23 protein-coding genes and 4 tRNA genes are annotated in these 24,471 nt (G+C 59.5%); 21 read left to right on the top strand and 6 right to left on the bottom strand.

Annotated elements, in window-relative coordinates; genetic code table 11:
* The first annotated feature begins 127 nt into the window (after window positions 1–127).
* From truA to BUE92_RS25205, 16 genes are all read left to right on the top strand, one after another.
* Window positions 128–952, top strand: a complete 825-nt coding sequence (truA, locus tag BUE92_RS25280; RefSeq protein ID WP_003192549.1) for a tRNA pseudouridine(38-40) synthase TruA — start codon at window positions 128–130, stop codon at window positions 950–952.
* A gap of 63 nt (window positions 953–1,015) precedes the next feature.
* Window positions 1,016–1,648 carry a phosphoribosylanthranilate isomerase gene (locus BUE92_RS25275; RefSeq protein ID WP_073526913.1) on the top strand — a complete coding sequence of 211 codons (633 nt, stop codon included), beginning with the start codon at window positions 1,016–1,018 and terminating at the stop codon, window positions 1,646–1,648.
* A 245-nt stretch (window positions 1,649–1,893) separates the two neighbouring features.
* Window positions 1,894–2,814, top strand: coding sequence for an acetyl-CoA carboxylase, carboxyltransferase subunit beta (gene accD, locus BUE92_RS25270; protein ID WP_073526912.1), 921 nt, complete (start codon window positions 1,894–1,896; stop codon window positions 2,812–2,814).
* Entirely contained in the window at window positions 2,811–4,118 is a 1,308-nt protein-coding gene (gene folC / locus BUE92_RS25265) for a bifunctional tetrahydrofolate synthase/dihydrofolate synthase (protein ID WP_073526911.1), read from the top strand. Before accD ends, folC begins: the two co-directional genes overlap by 4 nt.
* Window positions 4,102–4,752 (top strand): SPOR domain-containing protein, encoded by a 651-nt coding sequence (locus BUE92_RS25260; RefSeq protein WP_073526910.1) that lies wholly within the window; start codon window positions 4,102–4,104, stop codon window positions 4,750–4,752. Before folC ends, BUE92_RS25260 begins: the two co-directional genes overlap by 17 nt.
* Window positions 4,753–5,015: 263 nt before the next feature.
* Window positions 5,016–5,573, top strand: a complete 558-nt coding sequence (locus BUE92_RS25255; protein ID WP_003192538.1) for a CvpA family protein — start codon at window positions 5,016–5,018, stop codon at window positions 5,571–5,573.
* Window positions 5,574–5,614: 41 nt separating this feature from the next.
* Entirely contained in the window at window positions 5,615–7,120 is a 1,506-nt protein-coding gene (gene purF, locus BUE92_RS25250; protein WP_003192537.1) for an amidophosphoribosyltransferase, read from the top strand.
* A gap of 65 nt (window positions 7,121–7,185) precedes the next feature.
* Window positions 7,186–8,397: an O-succinylhomoserine sulfhydrylase gene (locus BUE92_RS25245; protein ID WP_014719150.1), complete on the top strand. Its 1,212-nt coding sequence runs from the start codon at window positions 7,186–7,188 to the stop codon at window positions 8,395–8,397.
* Window positions 8,398–8,408: 11 nt separating this feature from the next.
* Window positions 8,409–9,173: an SDR family oxidoreductase gene (locus tag BUE92_RS25240; protein WP_003192533.1), complete on the top strand. Its 765-nt coding sequence runs from the start codon at window positions 8,409–8,411 to the stop codon at window positions 9,171–9,173.
* Between the two features lie 107 nt (window positions 9,174–9,280).
* Window positions 9,281–9,356: transfer RNA gene (locus BUE92_RS25235), tRNA-Val, on the top strand.
* A gap of 55 nt (window positions 9,357–9,411) precedes the next feature.
* Window positions 9,412–9,488 (top strand) — tRNA-Asp (locus BUE92_RS25230).
* 105 nt (window positions 9,489–9,593) lie between these two features.
* Window positions 9,594–9,670, top strand: a tRNA-Asp gene (locus BUE92_RS25225).
* A gap of 386 nt (window positions 9,671–10,056) precedes the next feature.
* A complete protein-coding gene (locus BUE92_RS25220) occupies window positions 10,057–12,888 on the top strand; it encodes a xanthine dehydrogenase family protein molybdopterin-binding subunit (RefSeq protein ID WP_073526909.1) in 2,832 nt (943 codons plus the stop codon).
* Entirely contained in the window at window positions 12,881–13,420 is a 540-nt protein-coding gene (locus tag BUE92_RS25215; protein ID WP_073526908.1) for a (2Fe-2S)-binding protein, read from the top strand. The genes BUE92_RS25220 and BUE92_RS25215 overlap by 8 nt, the downstream gene beginning before the upstream one ends.
* A gap of 2 nt (window positions 13,421–13,422) precedes the next feature.
* Window positions 13,423–14,658: a c-type cytochrome gene (locus BUE92_RS25210; RefSeq protein WP_073526907.1), complete on the top strand. Its 1,236-nt coding sequence runs from the start codon at window positions 13,423–13,425 to the stop codon at window positions 14,656–14,658.
* A 1-nt stretch (window position 14,659) separates the two neighbouring features.
* The gene (locus tag BUE92_RS25205) at window positions 14,660–15,631 is read left to right on the top strand and encodes an XdhC family protein (RefSeq protein WP_073526906.1); all 972 of its coding nucleotides are present in this window, start codon (window positions 14,660–14,662) and stop codon (window positions 15,629–15,631) included.
* A gap of 114 nt (window positions 15,632–15,745) precedes the next feature.
* On the opposite strand, the gene BUE92_RS25200 is transcribed toward BUE92_RS25205, so the two are convergent.
* On the bottom strand, window positions 15,746–17,029 hold the full coding sequence (locus BUE92_RS25200; protein WP_073526905.1) for an NAD(P)/FAD-dependent oxidoreductase: 1,284 nt from the start codon (window positions 17,027–17,029) through the stop codon (window positions 15,746–15,748).
* A gap of 184 nt (window positions 17,030–17,213) precedes the next feature.
* Between BUE92_RS25200 and BUE92_RS25195 the strand changes: the two genes are divergently transcribed.
* Window positions 17,214–17,290 (top strand) — tRNA-Val (locus BUE92_RS25195).
* An 85-nt stretch (window positions 17,291–17,375) separates the two neighbouring features.
* Here the strand turns inward: BUE92_RS25195 and BUE92_RS25190 are convergent.
* From BUE92_RS25190 to BUE92_RS25175, 4 genes are all read right to left on the bottom strand, one after another.
* Window positions 17,376–18,134 carry a hypothetical protein gene (locus tag BUE92_RS25190; RefSeq protein ID WP_073526904.1) on the bottom strand — a complete coding sequence of 253 codons (759 nt, stop codon included), beginning with the start codon at window positions 18,132–18,134 and terminating at the stop codon, window positions 17,376–17,378.
* 104 nt (window positions 18,135–18,238) lie between these two features.
* A complete protein-coding gene (locus BUE92_RS25185; protein ID WP_073526903.1) occupies window positions 18,239–18,946 on the bottom strand; it encodes a hypothetical protein in 708 nt (235 codons plus the stop codon).
* Between the two features lie 49 nt (window positions 18,947–18,995).
* A complete protein-coding gene (locus BUE92_RS25180) occupies window positions 18,996–19,787 on the bottom strand; it encodes a hypothetical protein (RefSeq protein WP_256674007.1) in 792 nt (263 codons plus the stop codon).
* Window positions 19,780–20,430 carry a hypothetical protein gene (locus tag BUE92_RS25175; protein ID WP_073526902.1) on the bottom strand — a complete coding sequence of 217 codons (651 nt, stop codon included), beginning with the start codon at window positions 20,428–20,430 and terminating at the stop codon, window positions 19,780–19,782. Before BUE92_RS25175 ends, BUE92_RS25180 begins: the two co-directional genes overlap by 8 nt.
* A gap of 58 nt (window positions 20,431–20,488) precedes the next feature.
* Here BUE92_RS25175 and BUE92_RS25170 point away from each other — a divergent pair, with 58 nt between their 5' ends.
* On the top strand, window positions 20,489–20,716 hold the full coding sequence (locus BUE92_RS25170; protein ID WP_073526901.1) for a bacteriocin immunity protein: 228 nt from the start codon (window positions 20,489–20,491) through the stop codon (window positions 20,714–20,716).
* Window positions 20,717–21,660: 944 nt separating this feature from the next.
* Here the strand turns inward: BUE92_RS25170 and BUE92_RS28305 are convergent.
* On the bottom strand, window positions 21,661–22,029 hold the full coding sequence (locus BUE92_RS28305; RefSeq protein WP_143170030.1) for a hypothetical protein: 369 nt from the start codon (window positions 22,027–22,029) through the stop codon (window positions 21,661–21,663).
* 127 nt (window positions 22,030–22,156) lie between these two features.
* Here BUE92_RS28305 and BUE92_RS25160 point away from each other — a divergent pair, with 127 nt between their 5' ends.
* Genes BUE92_RS25160 through pcp form a run of 3 tightly spaced genes read left to right on the top strand, consistent with a single transcriptional unit; the run spans window position 22,157 to window position 24,457 of the window.
* Window positions 22,157–22,873, top strand: coding sequence for a DUF969 domain-containing protein (locus BUE92_RS25160; RefSeq protein WP_073526900.1), 717 nt, complete (start codon window positions 22,157–22,159; stop codon window positions 22,871–22,873).
* The gene (locus BUE92_RS25155) at window positions 22,870–23,820 is read left to right on the top strand and encodes a DUF979 domain-containing protein (RefSeq protein WP_073526899.1); all 951 of its coding nucleotides are present in this window, start codon (window positions 22,870–22,872) and stop codon (window positions 23,818–23,820) included. Before BUE92_RS25160 ends, BUE92_RS25155 begins: the two co-directional genes overlap by 4 nt.
* Before the next feature lie 7 nt (window positions 23,821–23,827).
* Window positions 23,828–24,457, top strand: a complete 630-nt coding sequence (pcp, locus tag BUE92_RS25150; RefSeq protein WP_073526898.1) for a pyroglutamyl-peptidase I — start codon at window positions 23,828–23,830, stop codon at window positions 24,455–24,457.
* Window positions 24,458–24,471: the final 14 nt, after the last annotated feature.

The following is a 24,471-nucleotide window of genomic DNA, read 5'->3' as shown; positions in this document are numbered from 1 at the left end:
TATTCGCGAGCAAGCCCGCTCCCACATTTAAAGTCCACTCACGCACCCTGACGCCCTATAATGCCCGCCTTTGCGCAACTCATCAGGCTCTCAGTTCTTGGCTAATATAGATAACGCGGCTGCCGAAATGGCGGCCGCAGGCTTTTACCGCATCGCTCTGGGCGTGGAATACAAAGGCTCGCGCTATCGCGGCTGGCAGCGTCAGGCCTCCGGGGTGCTGACGGTGCAGGAAACCCTGGAAAACGCCCTGTCCAAAGTCGCCAACTCGCCAGTGTCGCTGATGTGTGCCGGGCGTACCGATGCCGGCGTGCACGCTTGTGGCCAAGTGGTGCACTTCGACACCCAGGCCGAGCGTTCGATGAAGGCGTGGGTGATGGGGGCTAATATCAATTTGCCCCATGACGTCAGCGTCAGCTGGGCCAAGGTCATGCCGGCGCATTTTCACGCCCGTTTCAAGGCCATCGCCCGGCGTTACCGCTACGTGATCTACAACGATCAGATCCGCCCGGCGCACCTCAATGAAGAAATCACCTGGAACCACCGCCCGCTGGATGCCGAGCGCATGGCCGAAGCCGCGCAGCATCTGGTCGGGGTGCATGACTTCAGCGCCTTCCGTGCCGGCCAGTGCCAGGCCAAGTCGCCGATCAAGGAAGTCCACCACCTGCGGGTGACGCGGCACGGCAAGATGATTGTGCTGGATATCCGTGCCGGGGCCTTTCTGCATCATATGGTGCGCAACATTGCTGGCGTGCTGATGACCATCGGCACTGGTGAGCGCCCGGTGGAGTGGGCCAAGGAAGTGCTGGAAAGCCGCATTCGCCGCACGGGCGGGGTCACGGCGCATCCGTTCGGCCTGTACCTGGTGGATGTGGAGTACCGCGACGAGTTCGAATTACCGGAACGCTTTATCGGCCCGCACTTCCTCACCGGTTTCAGCGAACTTGGCGGCTGACGCCCGGAAAAGCTTTTGTTACCATCCGGGACTTTCTCGGTCCAACCCTGAGGTTCCTACGACATGTCAGCCGTTCGCAGCAAGATTTGCGGGATTACCCGCATAGAAGACGCGCTGGCGGCAGTCGAAGCGGGGGCGGATGCCATTGGCCTGGTGTTTTATGCCAAGAGCCCACGGGCGGTGAATGTGCTGCAGGCGCGAGCGATCATCGCTGCGTTGCCGCCTTTCGTGACCACCGTGGGGTTGTTCGTCAACGCCAGCCGCTGCGAGCTCAACGAAACCCTGGATGCGGTGCCGCTGGATATGTTGCAGTTCCATGGCGACGAATCGCCAGAGGAATGCGAAAGCTATCAGCGCCCGTACATCAAGGCGTTGCGGGTCAAGGCCGGGGACGATATCGCCGCAGCCTGCGCCGCTTATACCGGCGCTCGCGGGATTCTGTTGGACACCTACGTCGAAGGCGTACCCGGTGGCACGGGCGAGGCGTTCGACTGGACGCTGATTCCCGAGGGGTTGAGCAAGCCGATCATTCTCGCGGGTGGGCTCACTCCCGTGAATGTCCAGGCGGCCATCGAACAGGTCCGGCCGTATGCCGTGGACGTCAGCGGTGGGGTGGAGCAGAGCAAGGGGATCAAGGACCCGAGCAAGATTCGCGCGTTCATGCAGGCCGTGCGCAACAGCAGGGTTGGGATGTGACGGCTGGCAGTCTGCCGCCGTCCATAACTACCACTGTGTAAAACAGCCCGGCGCCGCCTGTGGGTGGCCCGGAAACGAAGTGGCAACCCTGCGCTGGCAGGTTGTCTGGAAGGCTGAGGATACGGGCGGGAAATGGCAGGTCCAACGTCTGACCCCGTCCCGCCTGTATCATCGCCACATATGAATTTAGCTCAAGGGCATACGCGGGGCTGTGTTCGAGCCACCGGTACTGGAGAAAAGAAAGCATGAGCAACTGGTTAGTAGACAAACTGATCCCTTCGATCATGCGTTCCGAGGTGAAGAAAAGCTCGGTTCCTGAAGGTCTGTGGCACAAATGCCCATCCTGCGATGCGGTGCTGTATCGCCCGGAGCTGGAAAAGACCCTGGACGTTTGCCCCAAGTGCAACCACCACATGCGTATTGGCGCACGCGCCCGTATCGACATCTTCCTGGATGCCGACGGCCGTAATGAACTGGGCGCCGACCTGGAGCCGGTTGACCGTCTCAAGTTCCGCGACAGCAAGAAGTACAAGGACCGTCTGGTTGGCGCGCAGAAGCAGACCGGCGAGAAAGACGCGCTGATTTCGGTCAGCGGCAAGCTGCTGGGCATGCCGGTAGTGGTCTCGGCCTTCGAATTCTCCTTCATGGGCGGCTCCATGGGTGCCATCGTCGGTGAGCGCTTTGTTCGCGCTGCCAACTACGCCCTGGAAAACCGTTGCCCGATGATCTGCTTCGCCGCCTCCGGTGGTGCGCGTATGCAGGAAGCCCTGATTTCCCTGATGCAAATGGCCAAGACCTCGGCGGTACTGGCGCGTCTGCGTGAAGAAGGTATCCCGTTCATCTCCGTACTGACCGACCCGGTCTACGGCGGCGTGTCCGCAAGCCTGGCGATGTTGGGTGATGTGATCGTTGGCGAGCCTAAGGCCCTGATCGGTTTTGCCGGCCCACGCGTGATCGAGCAGACCGTGCGGGAAAAACTGCCGGAAGGTTTCCAGCGCAGCGAGTTCCTGCTGGAGCACGGTGCGATCGACCTGATCATCCCGCGTGGCGAACTGCGCCCGCGCCTGGGCAGCCTGCTCGCGCAAATGATGGGCCTGCCGACGCCTGTGTACATCGCGCCTAAGGTCGAGCCGATCATCGTGCCGCCGGTGCCTGCAAACCTATGACCCAACGTACCCTGGGCGAATGGCTCGCCTACCTTGAGCAGTTGCATCCGTCCGCCATCGACATGGGCCTGGAGCGCTCGCAACAGGTAGCGGCCCGCCTCGGGTTGGGCCGGCCGGCACCGCGTGTTATCACGGTGACCGGTACCAACGGCAAAGGCTCCACCTGTGCCTTTGTCGCCGCGCTGTTGCAGGCCCAGGGTCTCAACGTCGGCGTGTACAGCTCGCCGCACCTGCTGCGCTACAACGAGCGGGTGCAGCTCAATGGCGTAGAAGCCACTGATGCCCAGCTGTGCGAAGCCTTCGCTGCCCTGGAGGCCGGTCGTGGCGACATTTCCCTGACCTATTTCGAGATGGGCACCCTGGCGGCGTTCTGGCTGTTCGAGCGTGCGCAACTGGATGTGGTCGTGCTGGAAGTCGGCCTCGGCGGGCGCCTGGATACGGTCAACGTGGTGGATGCCGACCTGGCCCTGGTGACCAGCATCGGTGTCGATCATGCCGATTACCTGGGCAATACCCGCGAATCGGTGTCTTTTGAAAAGGCCGGAATCTTCCGTCAGGGCCGTCCGGCGCTGTGTGGTGACCTGGACCCGCCGCAACCCTTGCTCGACAGGGCGCGCGAACTGGATTGCCCGTTCTACCTACGGAGTCGCGAGTTCACCCTGGACATCGGCGACACCCGTTGGCAATGGCGTGGGCAGGATGCACGTGGCCAACGGGTAGAGCTGCTTGATTTGCCGTTGCTGAACCTGCCGATGGAAAACGCCGCGCTCGCGCTGCAAGCCTATTTGCTGCTGGACCTGCCGTGGGACGCCGCGCAGATCGCCGCGACCTTGCTGGCAACGAAAGTGGTGGGGCGCCTCGATCGCCGAACCTTCGACTGGCAAGGCAAGCGCCTGAGCCTGATGTTGGATGTAGGCCATAACCCCCATGCTGCGCAGTACCTGGCTCAGCGTCTGGCGCGTACGCCGCCGGTGGGGCGTCGCCTGGCGGTGTTCGGGTTGTTGGTCGACAAGGACCTGGACGGCGTGGTTGCGCCACTGCTGGGCAGCGTCCAGTCTTGGGCCGTTGCGCCGCTGGACACGCCACGCAGCCGTCCTGCGGTTGAGTTGGAAGCTGCCTTGCAGAACCTTGGCGCGCCGGTGACGTCGTATGCAAGCGTCACTGCAGCCCTGGAGGCGCAGTGTGCGGTAGCGACGGCCGAGGACGAAATCCTGTTGTTCGGATCATTTTATTGTGTTGCCGAGGCGCTTGAATGGCTGGCCCGGCGCTCCACGGAGGAAGCTGCACATGGCATTACTGGATAGCGCATACAAGCAGCGAATGGTCGGGGCCCTGGTGCTGGTGGCGTTGGCGGTAATCTTTCTGCCGATGCTGTTTTCTCGCCAGGACGAACAGCGCCAGGTGGTGGTTGAAGCACCCGCTGCGCCCCAGGCGCCGGTGGTGCCGCAGGTTCAAGTCGAGCCGGTAGTGGTGCCTGAGCCCCAGGCGTTGCCGCAAGAGCCTGTGCCCACTGATGAGGAAGTGGCCGCGCAAGAGGCGCCTTCGATGCCGGTGCAGCCAAGTGTCCCGGTGGTCAAGCCGGCCCCGGCCGTTGCTGCCAAGCCGGCCGCACCGGCGCCAGCGCCCAAGCCCGTAGCGCCGCAGCCTGCGGCACCGGGCAAGCCGGATGTAGGCCAGAGTCGCATCGACCCTAATGGCCTGCCGATCAGTTGGTCGATCCAGTTGGCCAGCCTGGCCAACCGCGAAAGTGCCGACGCCCTGCAGAAAAAGCTGCGTGCCCAGGGGTATAACGCTTATATCCGCAGCGCCGACGGCAAGAACCGTGTGTTTGTCGGCCCGCTGATCGAGCGTGCCGAGGCAGATCGCCTGCGGGACTTGTTGGGTCGCCAGCAGAACCTCAACGGGTTTGTGGTGCGTTTCCAGCCCGAGCGCGGCTGAATAACCGCCGGCTTTGGCTGGCGGCGTGGTTCAAATGTGGGAGCGGGCTTGCTCGCGAATGCGGTAGATCAGTTCAGTCGACTTATTTGTTGCTGGCCCGCCGCATTCGCGAGCAAGCCCGCTCCCACATTGGTTTTGTGATGGGGTTGAGATCGACTTGCTTGCCCCCAATCTATTGATTTGCAAAGCACCCGCAATCACCGCTTACCGATAGCCCGGCGCTCTGCTAAAATGCGCCGCCTTATCCGTACGTAGGCTGCACTGTGCCATTTACCTGGGTTGATTGGGCGATCGTTGCAATCGTCGCCATCTCCGCTTTGATCAGTCTGAGCCGCGGCTTCGTAAAAGAAGCACTGTCGTTGCTGACCTGGATCATCGCAGGAGTCGTAGCCTGGATGTTCGGTGGTTCACTGTCGGTCTACCTGGCCGGGTACATAGAGACACCTTCGGCTCGCGTCATCGCGGGCTGCGCCATCATGTTCATCGCCACGCTGTTGGTGGGGGCAATGGTCAATTATCTTATTGGCGAGTTGATACGTGTCACCGGCCTCTCCGGGACCGATCGATTTCTCGGCATGGCCTTCGGGGCTGCGCGTGGCGCGCTGCTGGTGGTCGTGGCGGTCGGGCTGTTGAGTCTGGGGCCGGTACAGCAGGATTCGTGGTGGCAGGAGTCGGTACTCGTGCCAAAATTTCTATTGGTTGCAGATTGGTCCAAGAACCTCATCCTGGGGTGGAGCAGTCAGTGGCTGGCCAGCGGAATCAGCGTACCCGCTGATCTTCCGTTCAAGGAACACCTCTTACCGGCCAAAACGCCTCAGTAAGCTGTGTTCAGTCAAGATTCATTAAGTAGGGGTTGCGTCGCATGTGTGGCATCGTCGGTATCGTCGGTAAGTCGAACGTCAATCAGGCGCTGTATGACGCGCTAACCGTCCTCCAGCACCGCGGCCAGGACGCTGCCGGTATTGTGACCAGCCACGACGGCCGGTTATTCCTGCGCAAGGACAATGGCCTGGTGCGTGACGTGTTCCATCAGCGTCACATGCAGCGCCTCGTCGGGCACATGGGCATTGGCCATGTGCGTTACCCGACTGCCGGTAGCTCGACCTCGGCCGAAGCTCAACCGTTCTACGTCAACTCGCCTTACGGCATCACCCTGGCGCACAACGGTAACCTGACCAACGTTGAACAACTGGCCAAGGAGATCTACGAATCTGACCTGCGCCACGTCAACACCAGCTCCGATTCGGAAGTGCTGCTCAACGTGTTCGCCCACGAGCTGGCCCAGCGCGGCAAGCTGCAGCCGACCGAAGAAGACGTGTTCGCCGCCGTGATCGACGTGCACAACCGTTGCGTCGGTGGTTATGCGGTGGTGGCGATGATCACCGGTTACGGCATCGTTGGTTTCCGCGACCCCCACGGCATTCGCCCGATCGTGTTCGGCCAGCGTCACACCGACGAAGGCGTCGAGTACATGATCGCTTCCGAAAGCGTGTCCCTGGACGTGCTGGGCTTCACCCTGATCCGCGACCTGGCGCCGGGCGAGGCTGTCTACATCACTGAAGACGGCAAGCTGCACACCCGTCAATGCGCCGTAGCACCGAAACTCACCCCGTGCATCTTCGAACACGTCTACCTGGCGCGTCCGGATTCGATCATCGACGGCGTCTCGGTATACAAAGCGCGCCTGCGCATGGGCGAGAAGCTGGCCGAGAAGATCCTGCGCGAGCGCCCCGAGCACGATATCGACGTGGTCATCCCGATCCCGGACACCAGCCGCACCGCCGCGCTGGAGCTGGCCAACCATTTGGGTGTCAAGTTCCGCGAAGGCTTCGTGAAGAACCGCTACATCGGTCGTACCTTCATCATGCCCGGCCAGGCTGCGCGCAAGAAGTCGGTACGCCAGAAGCTCAACGCCATCGAGCTTGAGTTCCGCGGCAAGAACGTGATGCTGGTGGATGACTCCATCGTGCGGGGCACCACCTGCAAGCAGATCATCCAGATGGCCCGCGAAGCCGGGGCGAAGAACGTGTACTTCTGTTCTGCCGCACCTGCGGTGCGTTACCCGAACGTGTACGGTATCGACATGCCGAGCGCCCATGAGCTGATCGCGCATAACCGTTCGACCCAGGACGTGGCCGACCTGATCGGCGCCGACTGGCTGATCTACCAGGACCTGCCGGACCTGATCGAAGCGGTTGGCGGTGGCAAGATCAAGATCGAGCAGTTCGACTGCGCCGTGTTCGACGGCAAGTACGTGACCGGCGATGTCGACGAGGCCTACCTGAACAAGATCGAACAGGCGCGCAACGACTCGTCGAAGATCAAGACCCAGGCGGTCAGCGCGATCATCGACCTGTATAACAACTGAGTAAACACCGGCCCTGAGGGGCCGGTTTTGTATCTTAAATAAAGAATTGAATAAGGAGTCGCAGCATGAGTCAGGAATGGGATGCCGGTCGGTTGGACAGCGACCTCGATGGCGTAGCTTTCGATACCCTGGCTGTGCGCGCCGGCCAGCACCGTACCCCGGAAGGTGAGCACGGCGACCCGATGTTCTTCACCTCCAGCTACGTGTTCCGTACTGCCGCCGACGCCGCTGCGCGGTTTGCTGGCGAAGTGCCGGGCAACGTGTATTCGCGCTACACCAACCCGACCGTGCGTGCGTTTGAAGAGCGCATCGCGGCCCTGGAAGGTGCCGAGCAGGCCGTGGCGACTGCCACCGGCATGGCGGCCATCCTGGCCGTGGTGATGAGCCTGTGCAGCGCCGGCGACCATGTGCTGGTATCGCGCAGCGTGTTCGGCTCGACCATCAGCCTGTTCGAGAAGTATTTCAAGCGTTTCGGTATTGAAGTGGACTACGTGCCCCTGGCGGACCTGTCCGGTTGGGAGGCGGCCATCAAGGCCAATACCAAGCTGTTGTTCGTCGAATCGCCGTCCAACCCGCTCGCTGAGCTGGTGGACATTGCTGCGCTGTCCGAAGTCGCGCATGCCAAGGGCGCGATGCTGGTTGTGGACAACTGCTTCTGCACCCCGGCCTTGCAGCAACCGCTGAAGCTGGGTGCGGACATTGTGGTGCACTCGGCAACCAAGTTCATCGACGGCCAGGGCCGTTGCATGGGCGGCGTGGTGGCCGGTCGCAGCGAGCAGATGAAGGAAGTGGTGGGCTTTCTGCGCACCGCTGGCCCGACCCTGAGCCCGTTCAACGCCTGGATCTTCCTCAAAGGCCTGGAAACCCTCAGCCTGCGTATGAAAGCCCATTGCGCCAACGCCCAGGCCCTGGCCGAGTGGCTGGAGCAGCAGGACGGTATCGAGAAGGTGCATTACGCCGGCCTCAAGAGCCACCCGCAACACGCATTGGCCCAGCGCCAGCAACGTGGTTTCGGTGCGGTGGTGAGTTTCGAAGTCAAGGGCGGCAAAGACGGCGCCTGGCGCTTTATCGACGCGACACGCTTGATCTCCATCACCGCCAACCTGGGTGACAGCAAAACCACCATCACCCACCCGAGCACTACCTCCCACGGGCGCCTGGCGCCGCAGGAGCGTGAAGCGGCCGGCATCCGTGACAGCCTGATCCGCATCGCGGTGGGCCTGGAAGACGTTGCTGACTTGCAGGCAGACCTGGCCCGCGGGCTGGCGGCCTTGTGATCGAGTGGTCCATGGAGGCTGCGGCGGCCAGTAACGGGCGCGTGGCGTTGGTGACGGGCGCGGCGCGTGGCATTGGCCTCGGGATTGCCGCGTGGCTGATCAGTGAAGGCTGGCAGGTGGTGTTGACCGACCTGGACCGCGAGCGCGGTGCCAAGGTGTCCAAGGTGTTGGGCGACAATGCCTGGTTTATCACCATGGACGTGGCCGACGAGAAGCAAGTGGCCCAGGGTGTCGCCGAGGTGCTGGGGCAGTTCGGGCGCCTGGATGCGTTGGTGTGCAACGCGGCGGTGGCCGACCCGCGCAATATCACCCTGGAAAGCCTCGACCTGGCGTACTGGAATCGCGTGCTGGCGGTCAACCTCAGTGGGCCGATGCTGCTGGCCAAGCACTGCGCGCCTTACCTGCGTGCCCACGGCGGAGCCATCGTCAACCTGGCCTCGACCCGGGCGCGTCAATCGGAGCCCGACACCGAAGCCTATGCGGCCAGCAAAGGTGGGTTGTTGGCCCTGACCCACGCCCTGGCCATGAGCCTGGGGCCCGAAGTGCGGGTCAATGCGGTCAGTCCTGGCTGGATCGACGCACGTGACCCGGCTGCGCGGCGCGCAGAACCGCTCACTGACGCCGATCATGCCCAGCATCCGGCGGGCAGGGTAGGGACGGTGGAAGACGTCGCGGCCATGGTCGCCTGGTTGCTGTCACGCCAGGCCGGGTTCGTCACCGGGCAAGAGTTCGTGGTGGACGGTGGCATGAGCAAGAAGATGATTTACAGCGAGTAGGGCGGGTAGCCGCCTTGAAGTCATTTTGTCTTTTTCAGAAAAACTTCAAGCAGGCTATTGACTTAGGTCCGCTACCTGCGTAAATTTCGCGGCCTCAACGAAGCAAAGGGTGATTAGCTCAGCTGGGAGAGCATCTGCCTTACAAGCAGAGGGTCGGCGGTTCGATCCCGTCATCACCCACCACTTCTTGAGAGTTTTGCCTTGGGGCAAGACGCAACGTTAAAGGTTGCACCGACGCGCAGCGGTAGTTCAGTCGGTTAGAATACCGGCCTGTCACGCCGGGGGTCGCGGGTTCGAGTCCCGTCCGCTGCGCCATATTTTCCAGGTTCGATGTGTCGGACTTGAGATTGAACAGCCAAGGCTGATCGGTCAGATGTTTAAAGGTGGTTGAGGGTTCATGCTCAACCAGCCAAGCGATACGCAGCGGTAGTTCAGTCGGTTAGAATACCGGCCTGTCACGCCGGGGGTCGCGGGTTCGAGTCCCGTCCGCTGCGCCATATCTGCCTCAAGGCCCACTGAACGCCTTGAAGCACAAGGAAAGCCACTGGCTCACCTTGATCCGATAGCAAAGACCCTGGTCGAAAGACCGGGGTTTTTTGTGTCTGGGGTTTGAAAAAACCTCATCTTCTTCGCTACCACCAGCGCTCATTATCGGCAAACGGCCGACAGATCATTTTGATTCTGTCGGCCGTTTTGCGTTCTTGTGTCAAAAAATTTCAATGTGGTTATTTGCCGCAGGCGCAGAAACCTTTAAAGTTAACCCTTCGGTCAACTTTGCACTTTCATCATGGCCTTTTGATTCGTCGAGAAAGGCTTCTGCAAGTCTCCAGATTCGGTGTACTTAACTATAAGGGCGGATTTATAACCGCTCAGAGGATGATCCATGTCCAACCGTGAAATAACCCGGCGCTCGTTCCTCCAGGGCGGGCTGGTGGCGGGTGTGAGTGTCACGCTCACGCCGCTCAGCACCCAGGCGCTGGCTGCCTTGATGGAAAACAGCGTGACCGTGCCGCCTGAAAAATGGCTCGGCAATAATGGCAAAGCGCGCCAGCGTAACGATGCCTTGTCGAAAGTCTGCGGCAGCAAGGTGTTTGCCCGCGACATCCGTTCCAAGGACATGCCTGGCTGGCCCCAGCAGCAAGGTCACGCCATGTTGCTCAAAACCATCAAGGCCGACCGCATCTACGCGGGCTACGACCTGTCGTGGCTTGGTGCCGAGCTGCAGCCGGACCGTATTGTCACCGCTGCCGACCTGGACAAGGACGGTATCGTCTTCCCGGAAGAACATGCGCCGGACCCGTTGCTGCCCGAGGGCAAAGTGCCGATGTTCATCGGTCACCCGGTGGCGATCCTGATCTGGAACGACTTCGAGCGTTTCCGTCAGGCCAAGAACAAGCTCAAGTTCAATGACAAGGCGATTCGTTACGGCGTCAAAGTGCCGTATTACGAAGGTGACCCCTACGGTAGCTTCCGCTACGTGCGCGTGGGTGGCCCGACCTCGGCCGACGAAGACGAATTCGCCAGCCTCAAGGATTCGATCCTGTTCCCGATGCTGAAAAACCGTCGCCCGGTGTGGAATTCCCAGCCAAACCTGCACGGCAACCTGACCGAGCGCGGGCTGTTCTACGCCGAGCGCATGAAGAGCCAGATCAACACGCCGCCGGACAACTGGCTGGTGTTTGACGAGCGCTACAAAACCCCATCGATCGAACCAGCCGCCTTGGAGCCGGACAACGGCAACGGTTGGTACGATCCGGCAACCAAGACCCTGCACTTTGTGGTGGCTACCCAGTGCCCATTGGAAGTTGCGACAGAGACCGCCAAGATGATCTCGCCGTCGCGCTTCGGCCTGGCCCACCTGAATATGCACCCGGGTTACACCGTGGGTTACGGTTCCAAAGACCACAATATTTTCGTCTACTACGCCGCCCTCGCTGCGTTGTATGGCGCCGGTGTACCGGTGCGCCTGGCCAACGACCGTTACGAGCAATTCCAGAGCGGCATCAAGCGTCACCCGTTTGATATCCGCTATCAGTTGGCAGTCGACAAAAACGACCACAGCTTCAAAATCTTCCTCGCCGACATGAGCGTCGACGGCGGTGGCCGGGTCAATTACAGCCCATCGGTCGCTGCGGTCGGCGCCACGGCGGCGCAGTCGATCTACTACATGCCGCAGAACGACCTGCAAGTCACTGCGTACCACTCCCGTGGCGTTGAAGCCGGTTCGATGCGTGGGTACGGCACCCTGCAAAGCATGGCGGCGACCGAAATGATGGTCGACGAAATCGCCGGTCGCCTCGGTGTGGATGCCATTGAATTGCGGCGCAAGAACGCATTGCGTTCGGGCATGAAGAACACCCAGGGCGCGATCCCTGCCGGTGCGTTGCGGCTGCACGAAATTCTCGACAAGGCCGCTGTGCACGACGTGTGGAAAAACCGCGACGCGATCAAGCAACAGCGCGAAGCCGCAGACCCGGATAACTGGTATGGCGTCGGTTTCGCCATCTGCCAGAAAGACTTCGGCACCGGTTCCGAAGCGCCGATGGCCAGTGTTGAATTCAACGCTGACGGTCGCATCAGCCTGCGCCACATCGGGATCGAAATCGGCACCGGTATGTCCACTTCGCAATCGCTGGTGGTCGCCGATTTCCTCGGCAGCCCGGCCCACGAAGTAAAAACCGGCGAAACACAATGGCAGGAAATGCAACTGGTCACCGGCGGCAACCCTTACACCATGAGCCAGGCCGAGCAGGACAACCTGCTGCGTAACCCGCGTTGGGTCGGCAAGCTGGCGTCGGCGTCTTCGGCGACCAACTCGGCGTACTACTTCAGCCACGCCACCCGTGAAGCGGCGCGCGTGCTGTTCAACCACGGCTTGTGGCCGGCAGCGCTGGAGATCTGGCGCCAGGGCCCGTTCGGTGGCCAGGCCAACCCCTATGTGGTGCGCCGCGAGGACGCGCATTGGGTGGACGGCAAGCTCACCGCCAACGGCATGCAGCCATTGAGCTTTGAAGAACTGGCCAAGCGCGCTCATGAGCGCGGCCTGGTCACCGCTGCCACGGTCCACGGGTTTAACCGCTGGAGCTGGGCCGAGGCTGAGTACAGCATCGACGGCGTGCGCGAGCGCCTGCCGCTCGACGGTCTGGCGGTGAAATATGGCGACGGCGCACCGAAAGCCAAGCAGGCGCTGATGAGCACTGCCGGTTTCCACCTGCTCGATCGCCAGAACATCAGCTATCCCGCCACCCAGTTGAACAACGCTGCGGTGACGTACTACAGCCCCGTCGCCACGTTGGTGGAGTTGAAGGTCAACAAGGGGTCGGCGCAGGTCGAAGTGCTCAATCACCATTCGTGGATCGAGTGCGGCCGTGTGCTGGTTGAAGAGTTGGTCAAGGGCCAGCTCGAAGGCGGTGTGGCCATGGGCATCGGTCACGCCTTGATGGAAGAAATGCCGCTGTACGAAGGTGGGCCGGGGGAGGGCGACTGGAACTTCAACCGCTACCGCCTGCCGATGGCGCGTCACGTTGCCGTGTGGAAACAGACCTCGGAGATTCTGCCGGCGCTGTCGCCAAGCGACCCATCCAAAGGTATCGCTGAAGTGGTGATGATCCCGATTGTCGGGGCCATCGGTAATGCGGTGGCACACGCCATCGGTAAACGTGTTCGCGACCTGCCAATCACGGCTGCACGCATCAAGGAGGCCCTCAATGGCTAACCGTGCGCTTCAACTGACCCTCAATGGTCAATCCGTCGGCCCGGTGGACATCCCTGATGACCTGCCGATGATCGACTACCTGCACGAATACAAAAACCTCACTGGCTCGCGGCTGGGCTGCGGCCAGGGCATTTGCCACGCCTGTGTGGTGATCGTCGACAACCCGGACGGCACCAGCGAGGAAGTGCGCACCTGCATCACTGGCGCGCATTACTTCGAAGGCAAGCAAGTGCGCACTATCGAGGGCCACGCCAAGCGCGATGAGTCGGGCCAGGTCACTGAGCTGAACCCGATCCAGCAACGCTTCGTGGACGAGTTCGCCTTTCAGTGCAGCTATTGCGCGCCGGGCTTCGTCAATGCGGCCACCGTGCTGGTGGAGAAACTGCAACGCCAGCCGACCGTGCACAGCAAGCTGGAACAAGTCATCGAGGACAGCCTCGGCCATCACGTTTGCCGTTGTACCGGGTACGTGCGTTATTACAACGCCACCCGCAACGTGCTGACCGATCTCGGCCTGGTCAAGGAGGGTTAAGCATGAAGCTTTTTCTGACCCGCCTGGCCTTGGCGGTCGGCCTGGCCGCGCCGGTATTGTTTGCCCACGCTGATGATCAAGCCAAACACGGCGAATACCTCGCCCGCGCCGCTGACTGCATGGCCTGCCACACTGCACCGGGCGGCGCGCCGTTTGCGGGTGGCCTGCCGATTGTCTCGCCGTTCGGCACGATCTACGGCACCAATATCACGCCAAGCAAAGAACACGGCATTGGCTTGTACAACGATGACGAGTTCTTCGCCGCGTTGACTGAAGGCAAGCGTCGCGACGGTGCGTACTTGTATCCGGCGATGCCCTACACCTCGTACCACCTGATGCCGCGTGAAGACTCGGACGCGATTCATGCGTACCTCAAAACTATCGAGCCGATCGAGCGCGCAGCGCCGGTGACGAGCCTGAGCTTTCCGTTCAACGTTCGCCCGGGCCTGATGGGCTGGAACGTGCTGTACGGCAAAGCGCTGAAACTGGAACCGGCCCAAGGCAAGAGCGAAGCCTGGAAGCGCGGCCAGTACATGGTCGAAGTGCTCGGCCACTGCGGCGAATGCCACACGCCACGTGGCCTGCCCGGTGCGATGGAGCTGGACAAGCGCCTGACCGGCGGCATCCTCAATGGCTATCTGGCGCCCAGCCTGCTCGCCACTGACCTGGCCGCGCGCGGCTGGAATGAGCAGGATCTGAGCACATTCCTCAAGCACGGCATGAGCGCCCAAGGCACCATGTTCAATGAGATGTTCCCGGTGTTCCACAACAGCACCCAGGGCCTGAGTGATGCGGACCTGGCCGCGATGGCGACCTTCCTGCTCGGCGATAAACCGCCGGCAGCCAAGGCGTTGGTCGAAGTTCCGGTGGACAAGCTCGGCCCGAGCGCTCAGCGCGGCCGCCAGGAATACCTGAACGTCTGTGCCGGTTGCCATGCCGCCGGTGGTGAAGGCAAGCCGCACATCGCGGTGGCGATGCGCGGCAACACCACGCTGCGTCTGGAAGACCCGCGCAACCTGGTGCGGGTGATCGAGGACGGGATCGGCGAGCAGAAGTTCTCCGGGTTCGAGCACATGCAACCGATGCCGGGCTTCGCTGGGAAACTCAGCCCGGAGCAACTCACCGACCTGATCAATTACCTGCGCCAAGGCTGGGGCGGGCAATCGGCGGAGCTGGCGGTGAGCGACGTGCAGAAGCTGCAGGCTGAGGCGCCGTCCATCGAACACAAGGCGCACTGACATGCAGCATCTGGATCTGCAAGTGGTGCGACGGGCGCTGGAGTGGTCGGTGGCGGGGCAGCGCATTTGGTTGTGCACCGTTCTGGCCACCTACGGCTCGGCGCCCCGCGCACCGGGTTCGCTGCTGGCGGTGAACGCCGCCGGGCAGTGGATTGGGTCGTTGTCGGGTGGTTGCGTCGAGGAAGACTTTCTCGAACGCGTCGCCGAAGGTGTGTTTCTCGAGGCGGTCAACGTGGTGCGCTACGGCGCAGGGGACGATCCGCGCTCGCGGGTCAGCCTGCCCTGTGGTGGCATTCTCGATGTATTGGTTGAGAAGTTCGAGCCTGACGGCGAGGTGCAGGCGCACCTGCGTGAAGTGGAGTCGGCGCTGCTCGGGCAGCGACGCTTGATTCGCCAGGTGGACCTGGCCAGCGGGGCGCGCAGCCTGGTCGCTGATTGTGAGCAGGGCGTGCGCATCGAGCGTGACAGTGAGCGGGTGCGCATCCGCGTCGGTGCGGCTCAGCGTCTGTTGCTGGCCGGGTACTCAAGCGTGGCGCAGGCGTGTGCCGAATTTGCAGTCGGCCTTGGGTTCGAAGTGATTCTCTGCGACCCACGTGATGAAGTGCTCGAAGGCGTGGTGCTCAATGGCGTGGAGATTCGTCGCCAGTTGCCGTCGGTGTTTATTGCCGACGGCGGCTGTCACCGTGATACGGCGGTGGTTGCGCTGACGCATGACCCGCGTATCGACGATCTGGCGATGATGGAAGCGGTGCGTACCGACGCGTTCTACATTGGCGTGATGGGATCGCTGCAGACCTCGCAGAAGCGCTTTGAGCGACTGCGCCGCATCGGTGGGTTGGGGGAGCCTGAACTGGCGCGGATACACGCGCCCATCGGGCTTAATCTGGGGAGCAGGACGCCATCGGAAATCGCGCTGGCAGTATTGGCCGATATCGTACGGATTCGTAGCGGGATTGCTCGCGACCAGCTCTGAAGCGCAGCCCGGTAGGAGCGAGCTTGCTCGCGAAAAACTCACCGCCGCCGCGTTCATTCAGAATAAACGCGTTATCGTTGAAGTATTTCGCGAGCAAGCTCGCTCCTACAGGGTTTACATCCCGAATTTATCCCGCAACCCGTAGTACCAAGCCCCCAGCGCCGCAAACGGCGTGCGCAACATCTGCCCACCCGGGAACGGGTAATGCGGCAAGCCCGCAAACGCATCAAAACGCTCCGCCTGACCTCGCAGGGCCTCCGCCAGCACTTTGCCCGCCAGGTGGGTGTACGTCACGCCATGGCCGCTACAGCCCTGGGAGTAATAGATGTTGTCGCCCAGGCGGCCAACCTGCGGCAAACGCGACAGGGTGAGCAGGAAATTGCCGGTCCAGGCGTAGTCGATCTTCACGTCCTTCAGTTGCGGAAATGCCTTGAGCATTTTCGGCCGGATGATCGCTTCGATATTCGCCGGGTCCCGCGCGCCATAGACCACGCCGCCGCCGAAGATCAGGCGCTTGTCGCTAGTGAGGCGGTAGTAGTCGAGCAGGTAGTTGCAGTCCTCGACACAATAATCCTGAGGCAACAGCGTCTTGGCCACTTCATCGCCCAGTGGCGCCGTGGTGATCACTTGGGTACCGCACGGCATCGACTTGGCCGCCAGCTCCGGCACCAGGTTGCCCAGGTAAGCGTTCCCCGCGACGATAATGAACTTGGCCCTGACCCTGCCTTCAGCAGTGTGCACCACCGGATTGGCGCCGCGTTCAATGCGCACCGCTGCCGATTGCTCATAGATCGTGCCGCCCAGGGATTCCACGGCCGCTGCTTCACCGAGCGCCAGGTTGAGCGGGTGAATATGGCCACCGCTCATGTCCAGCAAACCGCCCACATAGTTGTCGCAGGCCACCACTTCGCGGATGCGGCGCTCGTCCAACAACTCCAGTTGCGTATGGCCGTAGCGCTCCCACAGACGCTTCTGTGACTCCAAGTGGCCCATGTGCTTGCTGTTGAGGGCGGCGAACACACCGCCGTCCTTCAAGTCGCACTGGATCTGGTACTTGGCCACGCGCTCACGGATGATCCTGCCACCTTCAAACGCCATCTGCCCCAACAACTGCGCCTGCTGGGGCCCGACGCTGCGCTCGATCACGTCGATATCGCGGCTGTAACTGTTGACGATCTGCCCACCGTTACGACCCGAGGCACCAAAACCCACCTTGGCGGCTTCCAGCACCGTGACGCGAAAGCCGTTTTCCAGCAGGAACAGCGCACTGGAAAGCCCGGTATAGCCAGCCCCGATCACGCACACATCGGTCTCGACTTCACCTTGCAGCACAGGACGGGGCGGAACTGCATTCGCAGAAGCGGCGTAATACGACTGGGGGTAGGGGGTGTTCGCCATCCTGGAACCTCTGTTTTATATTTTTTACGAGTGCGCCGATCCTACCTGAGTTGAAAATTGCCTGCCAGCCACCCGAAAACCACGGGTGCACCCGCAGCAAATAAAAAATTCGCATATTCATAGGGTTAGCTGCAAAAAAGATGTTGACACCCCTTCGGAATTCCGTAGAATGCCGCCTCACAGCAGGCACGTAGCTCAGTTGGTTAGAGCACCACCTTGACATGGTGGGGGTCGTTGGTTCGAGTCCAATCGCGCCTACCAAACAAAATCCGCTCTGCTGGGCGGTCTGGAAGGGCTCACCGAAAGGTGGGCCCTTTTTTGTTGTCTTGGATTTCTTGCAGAACGTTCACAAAATATCGAGTTCGTTCACACCCGACAATGTGAACGTTGGTTTGCACGATGCTTTTGGGGGGCAGCGTGGAGATGGCGTCAGGCAGTATTCGTTGAGAGTGTTGCCGAGAGTGACAATTTCATTGTGCATTTCGACGGTGGCTTCCAGCACTTCCTGCACCCAGTAACTCGTGAATTTATCGTCTCGATAATCGAAGGGGGCTACTTCTGCACCACCTCCAAGGTACTTGCCCGTTTTCTCTTCGTGCTTCTGGGATGGTGTGTGCGTTATGAGTTGGCGGTGTTTGATCGTGTTGCTGAAGCCCGCCAAGTAGCGATACCAATGGAGTTGAGAAACTCGCGATATCTCGGCTTTCAGCGTGCTCTCTTGGAGCTTGTCACGAACCTTGGTGAAGTCGCATCGGTCGATAGCTAGCGGCTGAGGAAGTGCTAGGGCGTTCACTAACTGGGCGAGGATATCAAAGGTATTGCGAGTTATGTTGATGGCGGCGATCAGGTTGGCCTCGCTTGCAAGTTTTGCATCCTCAAACTCATCATCGCCCCCCATCATCATTGTCGCAGCAAACATTTTTATGCCATCTGGGTCGTGCTCAACGTGATAGGCGGCGAACGCATCACGAGCCAGACTCTTGTGGTACTGGTAGATGTACAGTGAATGACTCACAGAATCGACCGTGCTGAGCAACCAGTTCTTGTCGGGCTCGATGGTGCGAATATGTTCCTTCAGTGCGAGTAAATTCCATCGTCTTCGCATGATTGCTCCTTTTCCTATGGCCCAGGCTGGAACAGCAGTGCCAGTTCGTCGCTGGAGAATGTATGCGATTTACTATCTCCACAAGCTTCTGGCTGGAAAGATAATTACCTGCCTCCAGCAAGCACGAATGACATCATTGCTCGAAGGCAATAAAACAATTCAGCTGTCTGCTTCAGAGTACCGACTATTTCCTTTGCTCGTGTATCGTCATGTGAGAAAGCCTCGACGATATTGTCGTTTCCATCGAGCATTAGTAGTGCTTTAACGCGTGGGCCGTTGCCGTGCATTTTTGAAAGCATTTGATCCACGTCTTCAGGATGAATTGTTGATTTATCCTGATCTTTTTTCTTGTCTTTAGTCACTGGGTAGCGAAAAAAGGTACTCGACGAGTCTGTTTCTTCAATGGCGATGATCCACTGGTCGAGCTCTGGAGGAAGAGTCCAATCGGTATTTGGAATTGGAGACAGCGTATCGTTCAGGGAGTCGAGAGTAGAGCGTAGGTGCGCATATAGAAGCTGTAGGCTGTGCACTGTATGGATTTTGCACCACTTCCCTTTCACCGGTACACAGGGCTCGCCTGTGGAGGTTATGTCCCCATACGGGATGTTGAATTTGCGATGAAGAGTGATGATCCCAGACTTCAAGTAGAGTTCTATGGCGTGTCGATACAGGAAGCTCACTGGAAGGTGAAGGTTCAAGCTGGGCTTTTCTATTGCGTCTTCGAGGGCATCGGCCGCGTTCTTGAATGAATCTGCGACAGCGCCAAACCCAGAATCAAAATGCTTATCAAGTGGCAGCATCATGTGGAGCATGAAGTGATTCCTTTATGTGCTTTTCGGACGGGATCATTCGACACCGGCCTCATGAGTGCGGATAGTTGATTTGCCACCAGTTGAACAGAGCAACAAATATGCTTATGCCACCCAAAACGAAAGGGGTGACATGATCGAAGAACCAAGGCGATACAATCGCGCCTCTGGCAAAAACATACCACCTGACTAGCGTTGCAACGAGGCGAGAAGGAGTTGTTGTGAATGCTTGGCCACCACTCTGATGGTGTTCGTTTCCGCCTACCGTGTAGTGGATATAAAAAGAATAGCGAATTTCGTTTCTCGTCCTGCTGTCCAGCTTTCGAACCATCGCGAGTTTGTCTGGGGGTTCACTGCCTTTTGGTGGAGTTCTTTCGAGGTGAGTCATCTTTCCCGTGGGGTTGAAGCTAATGAGTTTGAACTCGCCCTCAACAGTGCCAGGTGTCTTTTCAATCAGCTCCCAAACATGATTTCGCATCTGTTTCTTGCCTAGACGCCTGACGACTCTGATGAGCGTCTTCTCATACAGGTCGTGCATTGCAAGATCAAAGCGGAAGCTGCCTTCGGGGGTTCGTTGATACAGCCTCAACCACAGATAGGTGTTGATTCCAGCAAGAACCATCCAGACGTTTTGAACGTTTTCCTTGAGTCTGATCTCATTCCCTAGCAGCTTGAACGTCGAAAGGTCAGCACCGAAGTACCACAACAACAGGACTACAGTTGAAAAGCCTATCAAGTAGCTTCGGGCTTTGTTGAAATCTGGCGTATCCGTTTCACCCACGATCTTTCTCCTAGCATCCAATAGCTCAACCGCAATCACGATACCGATTAGCGGGTTATACATTCCTGATCTTTGCTTCGAAAAATGCTCGTGTGGACTCGGGCAGACCCCCGATGTCATTCAGCATCGGCATCAGGCGGGAGGTTTTGGCAGTGTAGTAGTCGATAATGGGGGCGTATCCACCATCCTGCTGCTGCGGGTGGCGCTTAAGGAATTCACACATCATTGAAACCTGATATCCCATTTCCCTGACTGCTGACTCAATCACCGCTCCGGGGTCGTTGGAGATTCGCAGAAAATCTGTGTAGGCGCGTGAATCACCAGCCTTCTTCGCTCCACGCTCAGCCTCTGCGACCATGTGCAGTATGTGAAGATCAATGCCTGATGTCTTCCCCACAAACGTCAACTGAAGAGCCGAGAGACGAGCATCAATGTCTTTCACGACCTGCAAGATTTCGTCCGCCTTTTTGTCCAACGCGAGCTGCCTAACCTGCCTCATTTGCAGATGAAGCGACCAAAGCACACCGAGAAACGCAAACAACGCAAATATCGGATTCAGGATGCCGCCGAAGTAATCGCCGAAAGCTCCCCATATCGCCTGATCATGTACCCGGTTGGTACCGAACATATCAAGGTATACGGCCACGATTACTGCCATGAAAGAGAGGGCGATGCCTGCGACAATCAGAAGAAATCTTGGACTCATGGTAACTCCCTGTAATGAAGCTTGGAGACTAGCCGGAAGCGAATGAGATTCCCAGCCAATGATATGCCCCGCCGATTTTCAACACCTTCAACGCATCATCGGGAACGACGCAAGCGAAGAAGAGAACAAGCTCGTGCATCACTTCAACGCAATCTGTGAACATTCCGCAGGCTCGGACTTGATCTTTTTCCCCGAAGACGATGCAGACGATTCAGCCCAAGGCATTATCCAAACGCTAAATGAATGGCGTGCTGTTGAGGGCTTGCCGGGGTTCAAGGAGGATTGATTACCAGCTCCTGGGAGAAGGTGTGACGTGATGGCAGGGTGTCAACCGAGACTGTAAGCTCACCGATCTAACACGAGGACTTAACCAATGAAGGCATGGGCGATTGCGACTGTAGCGTTGTTAATGTCTGGGTGTGCAAATCACCCATTGGACTGTGCTACAGGGCTGATTGCGTGGGACGACTGCCTGCCCGGAACTAAGGGATATGCCATCCGGCAGGAAAGCTTGAGTAACCTTGCAGCTGCAAAAGAACTGCAGCTGTCAAGGACGATGCTCAGTGTCAGTCATATGGGGCAACCCCCGGTTCTGATGCTTACGTAAACTGCCGTGTTCAGCTCGATAAGACCGCGACTGACTTGCAGGCTCAGGCTGAGAAAGAAAGGCGTCAGAATATAGTGAAAATGTTGAATTCACAGAGTCAGCAGCCGGCACCGCAGCCCTACGTGATACCCAAGCAAACACACTGCACTTCCACGGCTTACGGCCAGACCGTGAGCACCGATTGCTACTGATATCGCGCAAAGAGAAACGAAAATGAAAGCAGGGATCGCGGTAGCGCTTGCACTGGCGGGACTAATGGCGAGTGGTGGTGCTATGGCTTTAGATGGGAAGGCCAGGATTTCCAACAGCACATGCTGTGTAAGTCCAGCACTTCAACCCTGCAACCGCTGCTCGATCAATTCTCGTCCAAAGATCGTTCAAACTCAGCGATCAGCTCGCGGAGCTGCACGATATCCATGCGGCATGTCCCGCTTTCAACGTTACTCATGAACGACTGTGGACGTCCAGAGCCTTTGAACACTGTACTTGGTTCAGGCCTGCCGCCTTCCTGTGTTTCTTCAGTAGGGTCAGTAGGACTGCGTGTTCGGGTTTGTAGACACTGAAATTTGGACAAAGGAAAGCCAAGACGCCTGACGGCGTCGTTTCAGGGCGTGAATGTTCGATCAGGCGAAAAGCGTCGCCACCGCCAGCAGGCAAATTACCTGGGCGATCAGCTGGCAGCGTATTTCGCCAAGCGTGGTCGCCATATTACTCATTTGTCCGGCATACATAGCGGGAACCCTCATTGTCGGCGTGACGCCGTGAATGAACTGCAAGTACACACAGCTGCATCGTGGAGTATAGGCGCTGATCAGGAATTTTCCCTGCCGACGCCCTAGCGAGTTCATCCTCACGACTTTTCCAAAAAACTGCGCTGAATCTCTGCATGGCACCGTACCGCCCGATGCCATCCCCCCACAAAAATTATTGGTTTGCAGCAACAATTTTTCTTGTTGGACACCCCCGGCCCCAGGCAGCAAAGTTGCTGCCACTGACGCTCGACCTTCCAGGTCAACAATAAAAAAACCGAGCCGACTGCACGCCACTTTCAAGCTGTGAGCCCTTTGCCCACATCCTGCTGCAATGGCGCCGCAGCGCGCACTAAAGGACCTCCCCGCCATGCAAACTGTTGTGAACTTATGGCCGTTGATCGGCGTACTTGTCATCGTGGTCGGCTTTGTATTGCGCTTCAATCCGCTGTTGGTGGTCACCGCGGCCGCCATCGCCACCGGGCTTGCCGCCCAGTTCCCGCTGGAAAAAATTCTCGCCACCATGGGCGATGGCTTCCTTCGGACCCGTGCCTTGCAACTGATTCTGTTATTGCCGCTGGCGGTGATTGGCCTGCTGGAGCGCCATGGCCTGCGCCTGCATGCGCAGAACTGGATCGCACGCTTTGAACGCGCCACGGTCGGGCGCTTGTTGATCATCTATCTGTTTGTGCGTGAGTCCACGGCTGCCATGGGGTTGACCAGCCTGGGTGGGCATCCGCAGATGGTGCGGCCGCTGCTGGCGCCGATGGCCGAGGGCGCAGCGGAAAAACATTATGGCAAGCTGCCTGACAAGCTGCGCCACAAGGTACTGGCCATGTGCGCTGCCACCGACAACGTCGGGTTGTTCTTTGGTGAGGACATCTTCGTGGCCTTTGGTGCGATTGCGTTGATGCACACCTTCCTGCTTGGCTCGGGGATTGATGTGGAGCCGCTGCACATTGCGGTGTGGGGCATCCCGACGGCGATCTGCGCCTTCATCATTCACGCTATCCGGTTGCATCGTTTCGACCGGCGCTTGACCCGCGAAATGAGCTCGGCCACCGCTCCGGTGGAGGCGGCTCAATGATTATTTCCATTCAATACCTGTACTGGCTGGCGGGCGTGCTGTTGCTGATCACCGCCGGTATGATCCTGCTCGACCGTTCCCACCCCAAGCGCTGGTCCAGTGCGCTGTTCTGGTTGTTGTTCGCCGTACCGTTCCTTATAGGCGAGCGCCTGCCTTCGGTGGTCATCGGGGCGGGTGTGGTGGTGATGGCATTGATTGCGGGCTTGGGCGGCGTTGGTCGTGGCCAGCATGCCGAATTGCACGACAAGGCGTCCCGCGCCAGTGCCGGGCGCCTGGGCCACAAATTGTTCATTCCGGCGCTGGCTATTCCGCTGACCACTGTGATTGGTTCGGTGTTGCTCAAACACACCGAAATCGGCGGTGTACCGCTGCTGGACCCGAAGAACACCACCTTCGTCTCCCTCGGCATCGGTTGCCTCATCGCCCTCGGCCTGGCCTGCTGGCTGACCCGTGATACGCCGGTACAAGCGTTGCGTGAATCCCGTCGCCTGACCGAAGCCCTGGGCTGGGCCATGGTGCTCCCGCAAATGCTGGCGATGCTCGGGCTGTTGTTCAATGAGGCCGGGGTGGGCACGGCGGTCGCTCATGTCACCACCACCTACATCAACCTTGACTACAAGTTGGTGGCGGTGATGGTCTATGTGTTGGGCATGGCCTTGTTTACCGTGATCATGGGCAATGGTTTTGCGGCCTTTCCGGTCATGACCGGTGGCGTTGGCGTGCCGGTGCTGGTGGGGATTTACAGCGGCAATCCTGCGGTGATGGCGGCGATTGGTATGTTCTCTGGCTATTGCGGTACGTTGATGACGCCGATGGCGGCCAACTTCAATATCGTACCGGCGGCGCTGCTGGAGCTACCGGATAAAAATGCGGTGATCAAAGCCCAACTACCCACGGCGCTGATGATGCTGGTGGTCAATATCGTGCTGCTCTATCTGTTGATGTGAGGCCACTGTGCAAAACGTATTGCTGACGGGCTTCGAGCCCTTTGATAAGGCGGCGGTAAACCCCTCTTGGGAGGCCGTGCGCCAGTTGGACGGGGTGCAGTTGTGCGAGGGGGTGCAGATGGTTTCGCGTTGCTTGCCCTGCGCATTCGCCACCGCTGCCGAAACCTTGCTGCAATTGATCAACGAACTGCGGCCGGCAATGGTCATCGCCACGGGCCTGGGGCCTGGGCGCAGTGATATTTCCATCGAGCGCGTTGCGATCAACGTTAACGATGCGCGTATTCCCGACAATCTGGGCGCTCAGCCGATTGACATCGCGGTGGTGGATGGCGGCCCGGCGGCGTACTTCTCGACGTTACCGATCAAGGGCATGGTCAAGGCGGTGCGTGAGGCGGGTATTGCGGCTTCGGTATCGCAGACGGCGGGGACGTTTGTGTGCAACCAGGTGTTTTATCGCTTGCAGCATGCGCTGGCGGGGAGTGGGGTGCGCAGTGGGTTTATTCATGTGCCTGGCTTGCCTGAGTCGGGCGAGCCGTCGATGGCGCTATCGACAACCGTGGAAGGGTTGCGTGTTGCGGCGTTGGCAGCCTGGCAAACCCAGGCGGATGTCGTCCTTGCCGGTGGCCAGATCAGCTGACGCCAGGCGTTGTT

The organism is Pseudomonas fluorescens (genome assembly GCF_001902145.1).
GTDB lineage: Bacteria > Pseudomonadota > Gammaproteobacteria > Pseudomonadales > Pseudomonadaceae > Aquipseudomonas > Aquipseudomonas fluorescens_BV.
The sequence above is the reverse complement of the archived record's forward strand: the minus strand, read 5'-3'. Positions and strand labels throughout refer to the sequence as shown.

Excerpts from the sequence above, each read along its gene's own strand:
- BUE92_RS25275 (WP_073526913.1), top strand. The coding sequence starts at position 1,016 with ATGTCAGCCGTTCGCAGCAAGATTTGCGGGATTACCCGCATAGAAGAC.
- accD (WP_073526912.1), top strand. The coding sequence starts at position 1,894 with ATGAGCAACTGGTTAGTAGACAAACTGATCCCTTCGATCATGCGTTCC.
- BUE92_RS25175 (WP_073526902.1), bottom strand. The coding sequence starts at position 20,430 with ATGAGTCCAAGATTTCTTCTGATTGTCGCAGGCATCGCCCTCTCTTTC.
- BUE92_RS25155 (WP_073526899.1), top strand. The coding sequence starts at position 22,870 with ATGATTATTTCCATTCAATACCTGTACTGGCTGGCGGGCGTGCTGTTG.
- BUE92_RS25240 (WP_003192533.1), top strand. The coding sequence starts at position 8,409 with ATGGAGGCTGCGGCGGCCAGTAACGGGCGCGTGGCGTTGGTGACGGGC.
- BUE92_RS25180 (WP_256674007.1), bottom strand. The coding sequence starts at position 19,787 with ATGTATAACCCGCTAATCGGTATCGTGATTGCGGTTGAGCTATTGGAT.
- BUE92_RS25160 (WP_073526900.1), top strand. The coding sequence starts at position 22,157 with ATGCAAACTGTTGTGAACTTATGGCCGTTGATCGGCGTACTTGTCATC.
- BUE92_RS25245 (WP_014719150.1), top strand. The coding sequence starts at position 7,186 with ATGAGTCAGGAATGGGATGCCGGTCGGTTGGACAGCGACCTCGATGGC.
- BUE92_RS25200 (WP_073526905.1), bottom strand. The coding sequence starts at position 17,029 with ATGGCGAACACCCCCTACCCCCAGTCGTATTACGCCGCTTCTGCGAAT.
- BUE92_RS25190 (WP_073526904.1), bottom strand. The coding sequence starts at position 18,134 with ATGCGAAGACGATGGAATTTACTCGCACTGAAGGAACATATTCGCACC.
- BUE92_RS25205 (WP_073526906.1), top strand. The coding sequence starts at position 14,660 with ATGCAGCATCTGGATCTGCAAGTGGTGCGACGGGCGCTGGAGTGGTCG.
- BUE92_RS25260 (WP_073526910.1), top strand. The coding sequence starts at position 4,102 with ATGGCATTACTGGATAGCGCATACAAGCAGCGAATGGTCGGGGCCCTG.
- BUE92_RS25215 (WP_073526908.1), top strand. The coding sequence starts at position 12,881 with ATGGCTAACCGTGCGCTTCAACTGACCCTCAATGGTCAATCCGTCGGC.
- truA (WP_003192549.1), top strand. The coding sequence starts at position 128 with ATGGCGGCCGCAGGCTTTTACCGCATCGCTCTGGGCGTGGAATACAAA.
- folC (WP_073526911.1), top strand. The coding sequence starts at position 2,811 with ATGACCCAACGTACCCTGGGCGAATGGCTCGCCTACCTTGAGCAGTTG.
- BUE92_RS25220 (WP_073526909.1), top strand. The coding sequence starts at position 10,057 with ATGTCCAACCGTGAAATAACCCGGCGCTCGTTCCTCCAGGGCGGGCTG.
- BUE92_RS25170 (WP_073526901.1), top strand. The coding sequence starts at position 20,489 with ATGATATGCCCCGCCGATTTTCAACACCTTCAACGCATCATCGGGAAC.
- purF (WP_003192537.1), top strand. The coding sequence starts at position 5,615 with ATGTGTGGCATCGTCGGTATCGTCGGTAAGTCGAACGTCAATCAGGCG.
- BUE92_RS25185 (WP_073526903.1), bottom strand. The coding sequence starts at position 18,946 with ATGCTCCACATGATGCTGCCACTTGATAAGCATTTTGATTCTGGGTTT.
- BUE92_RS25210 (WP_073526907.1), top strand. The coding sequence starts at position 13,423 with ATGAAGCTTTTTCTGACCCGCCTGGCCTTGGCGGTCGGCCTGGCCGCG.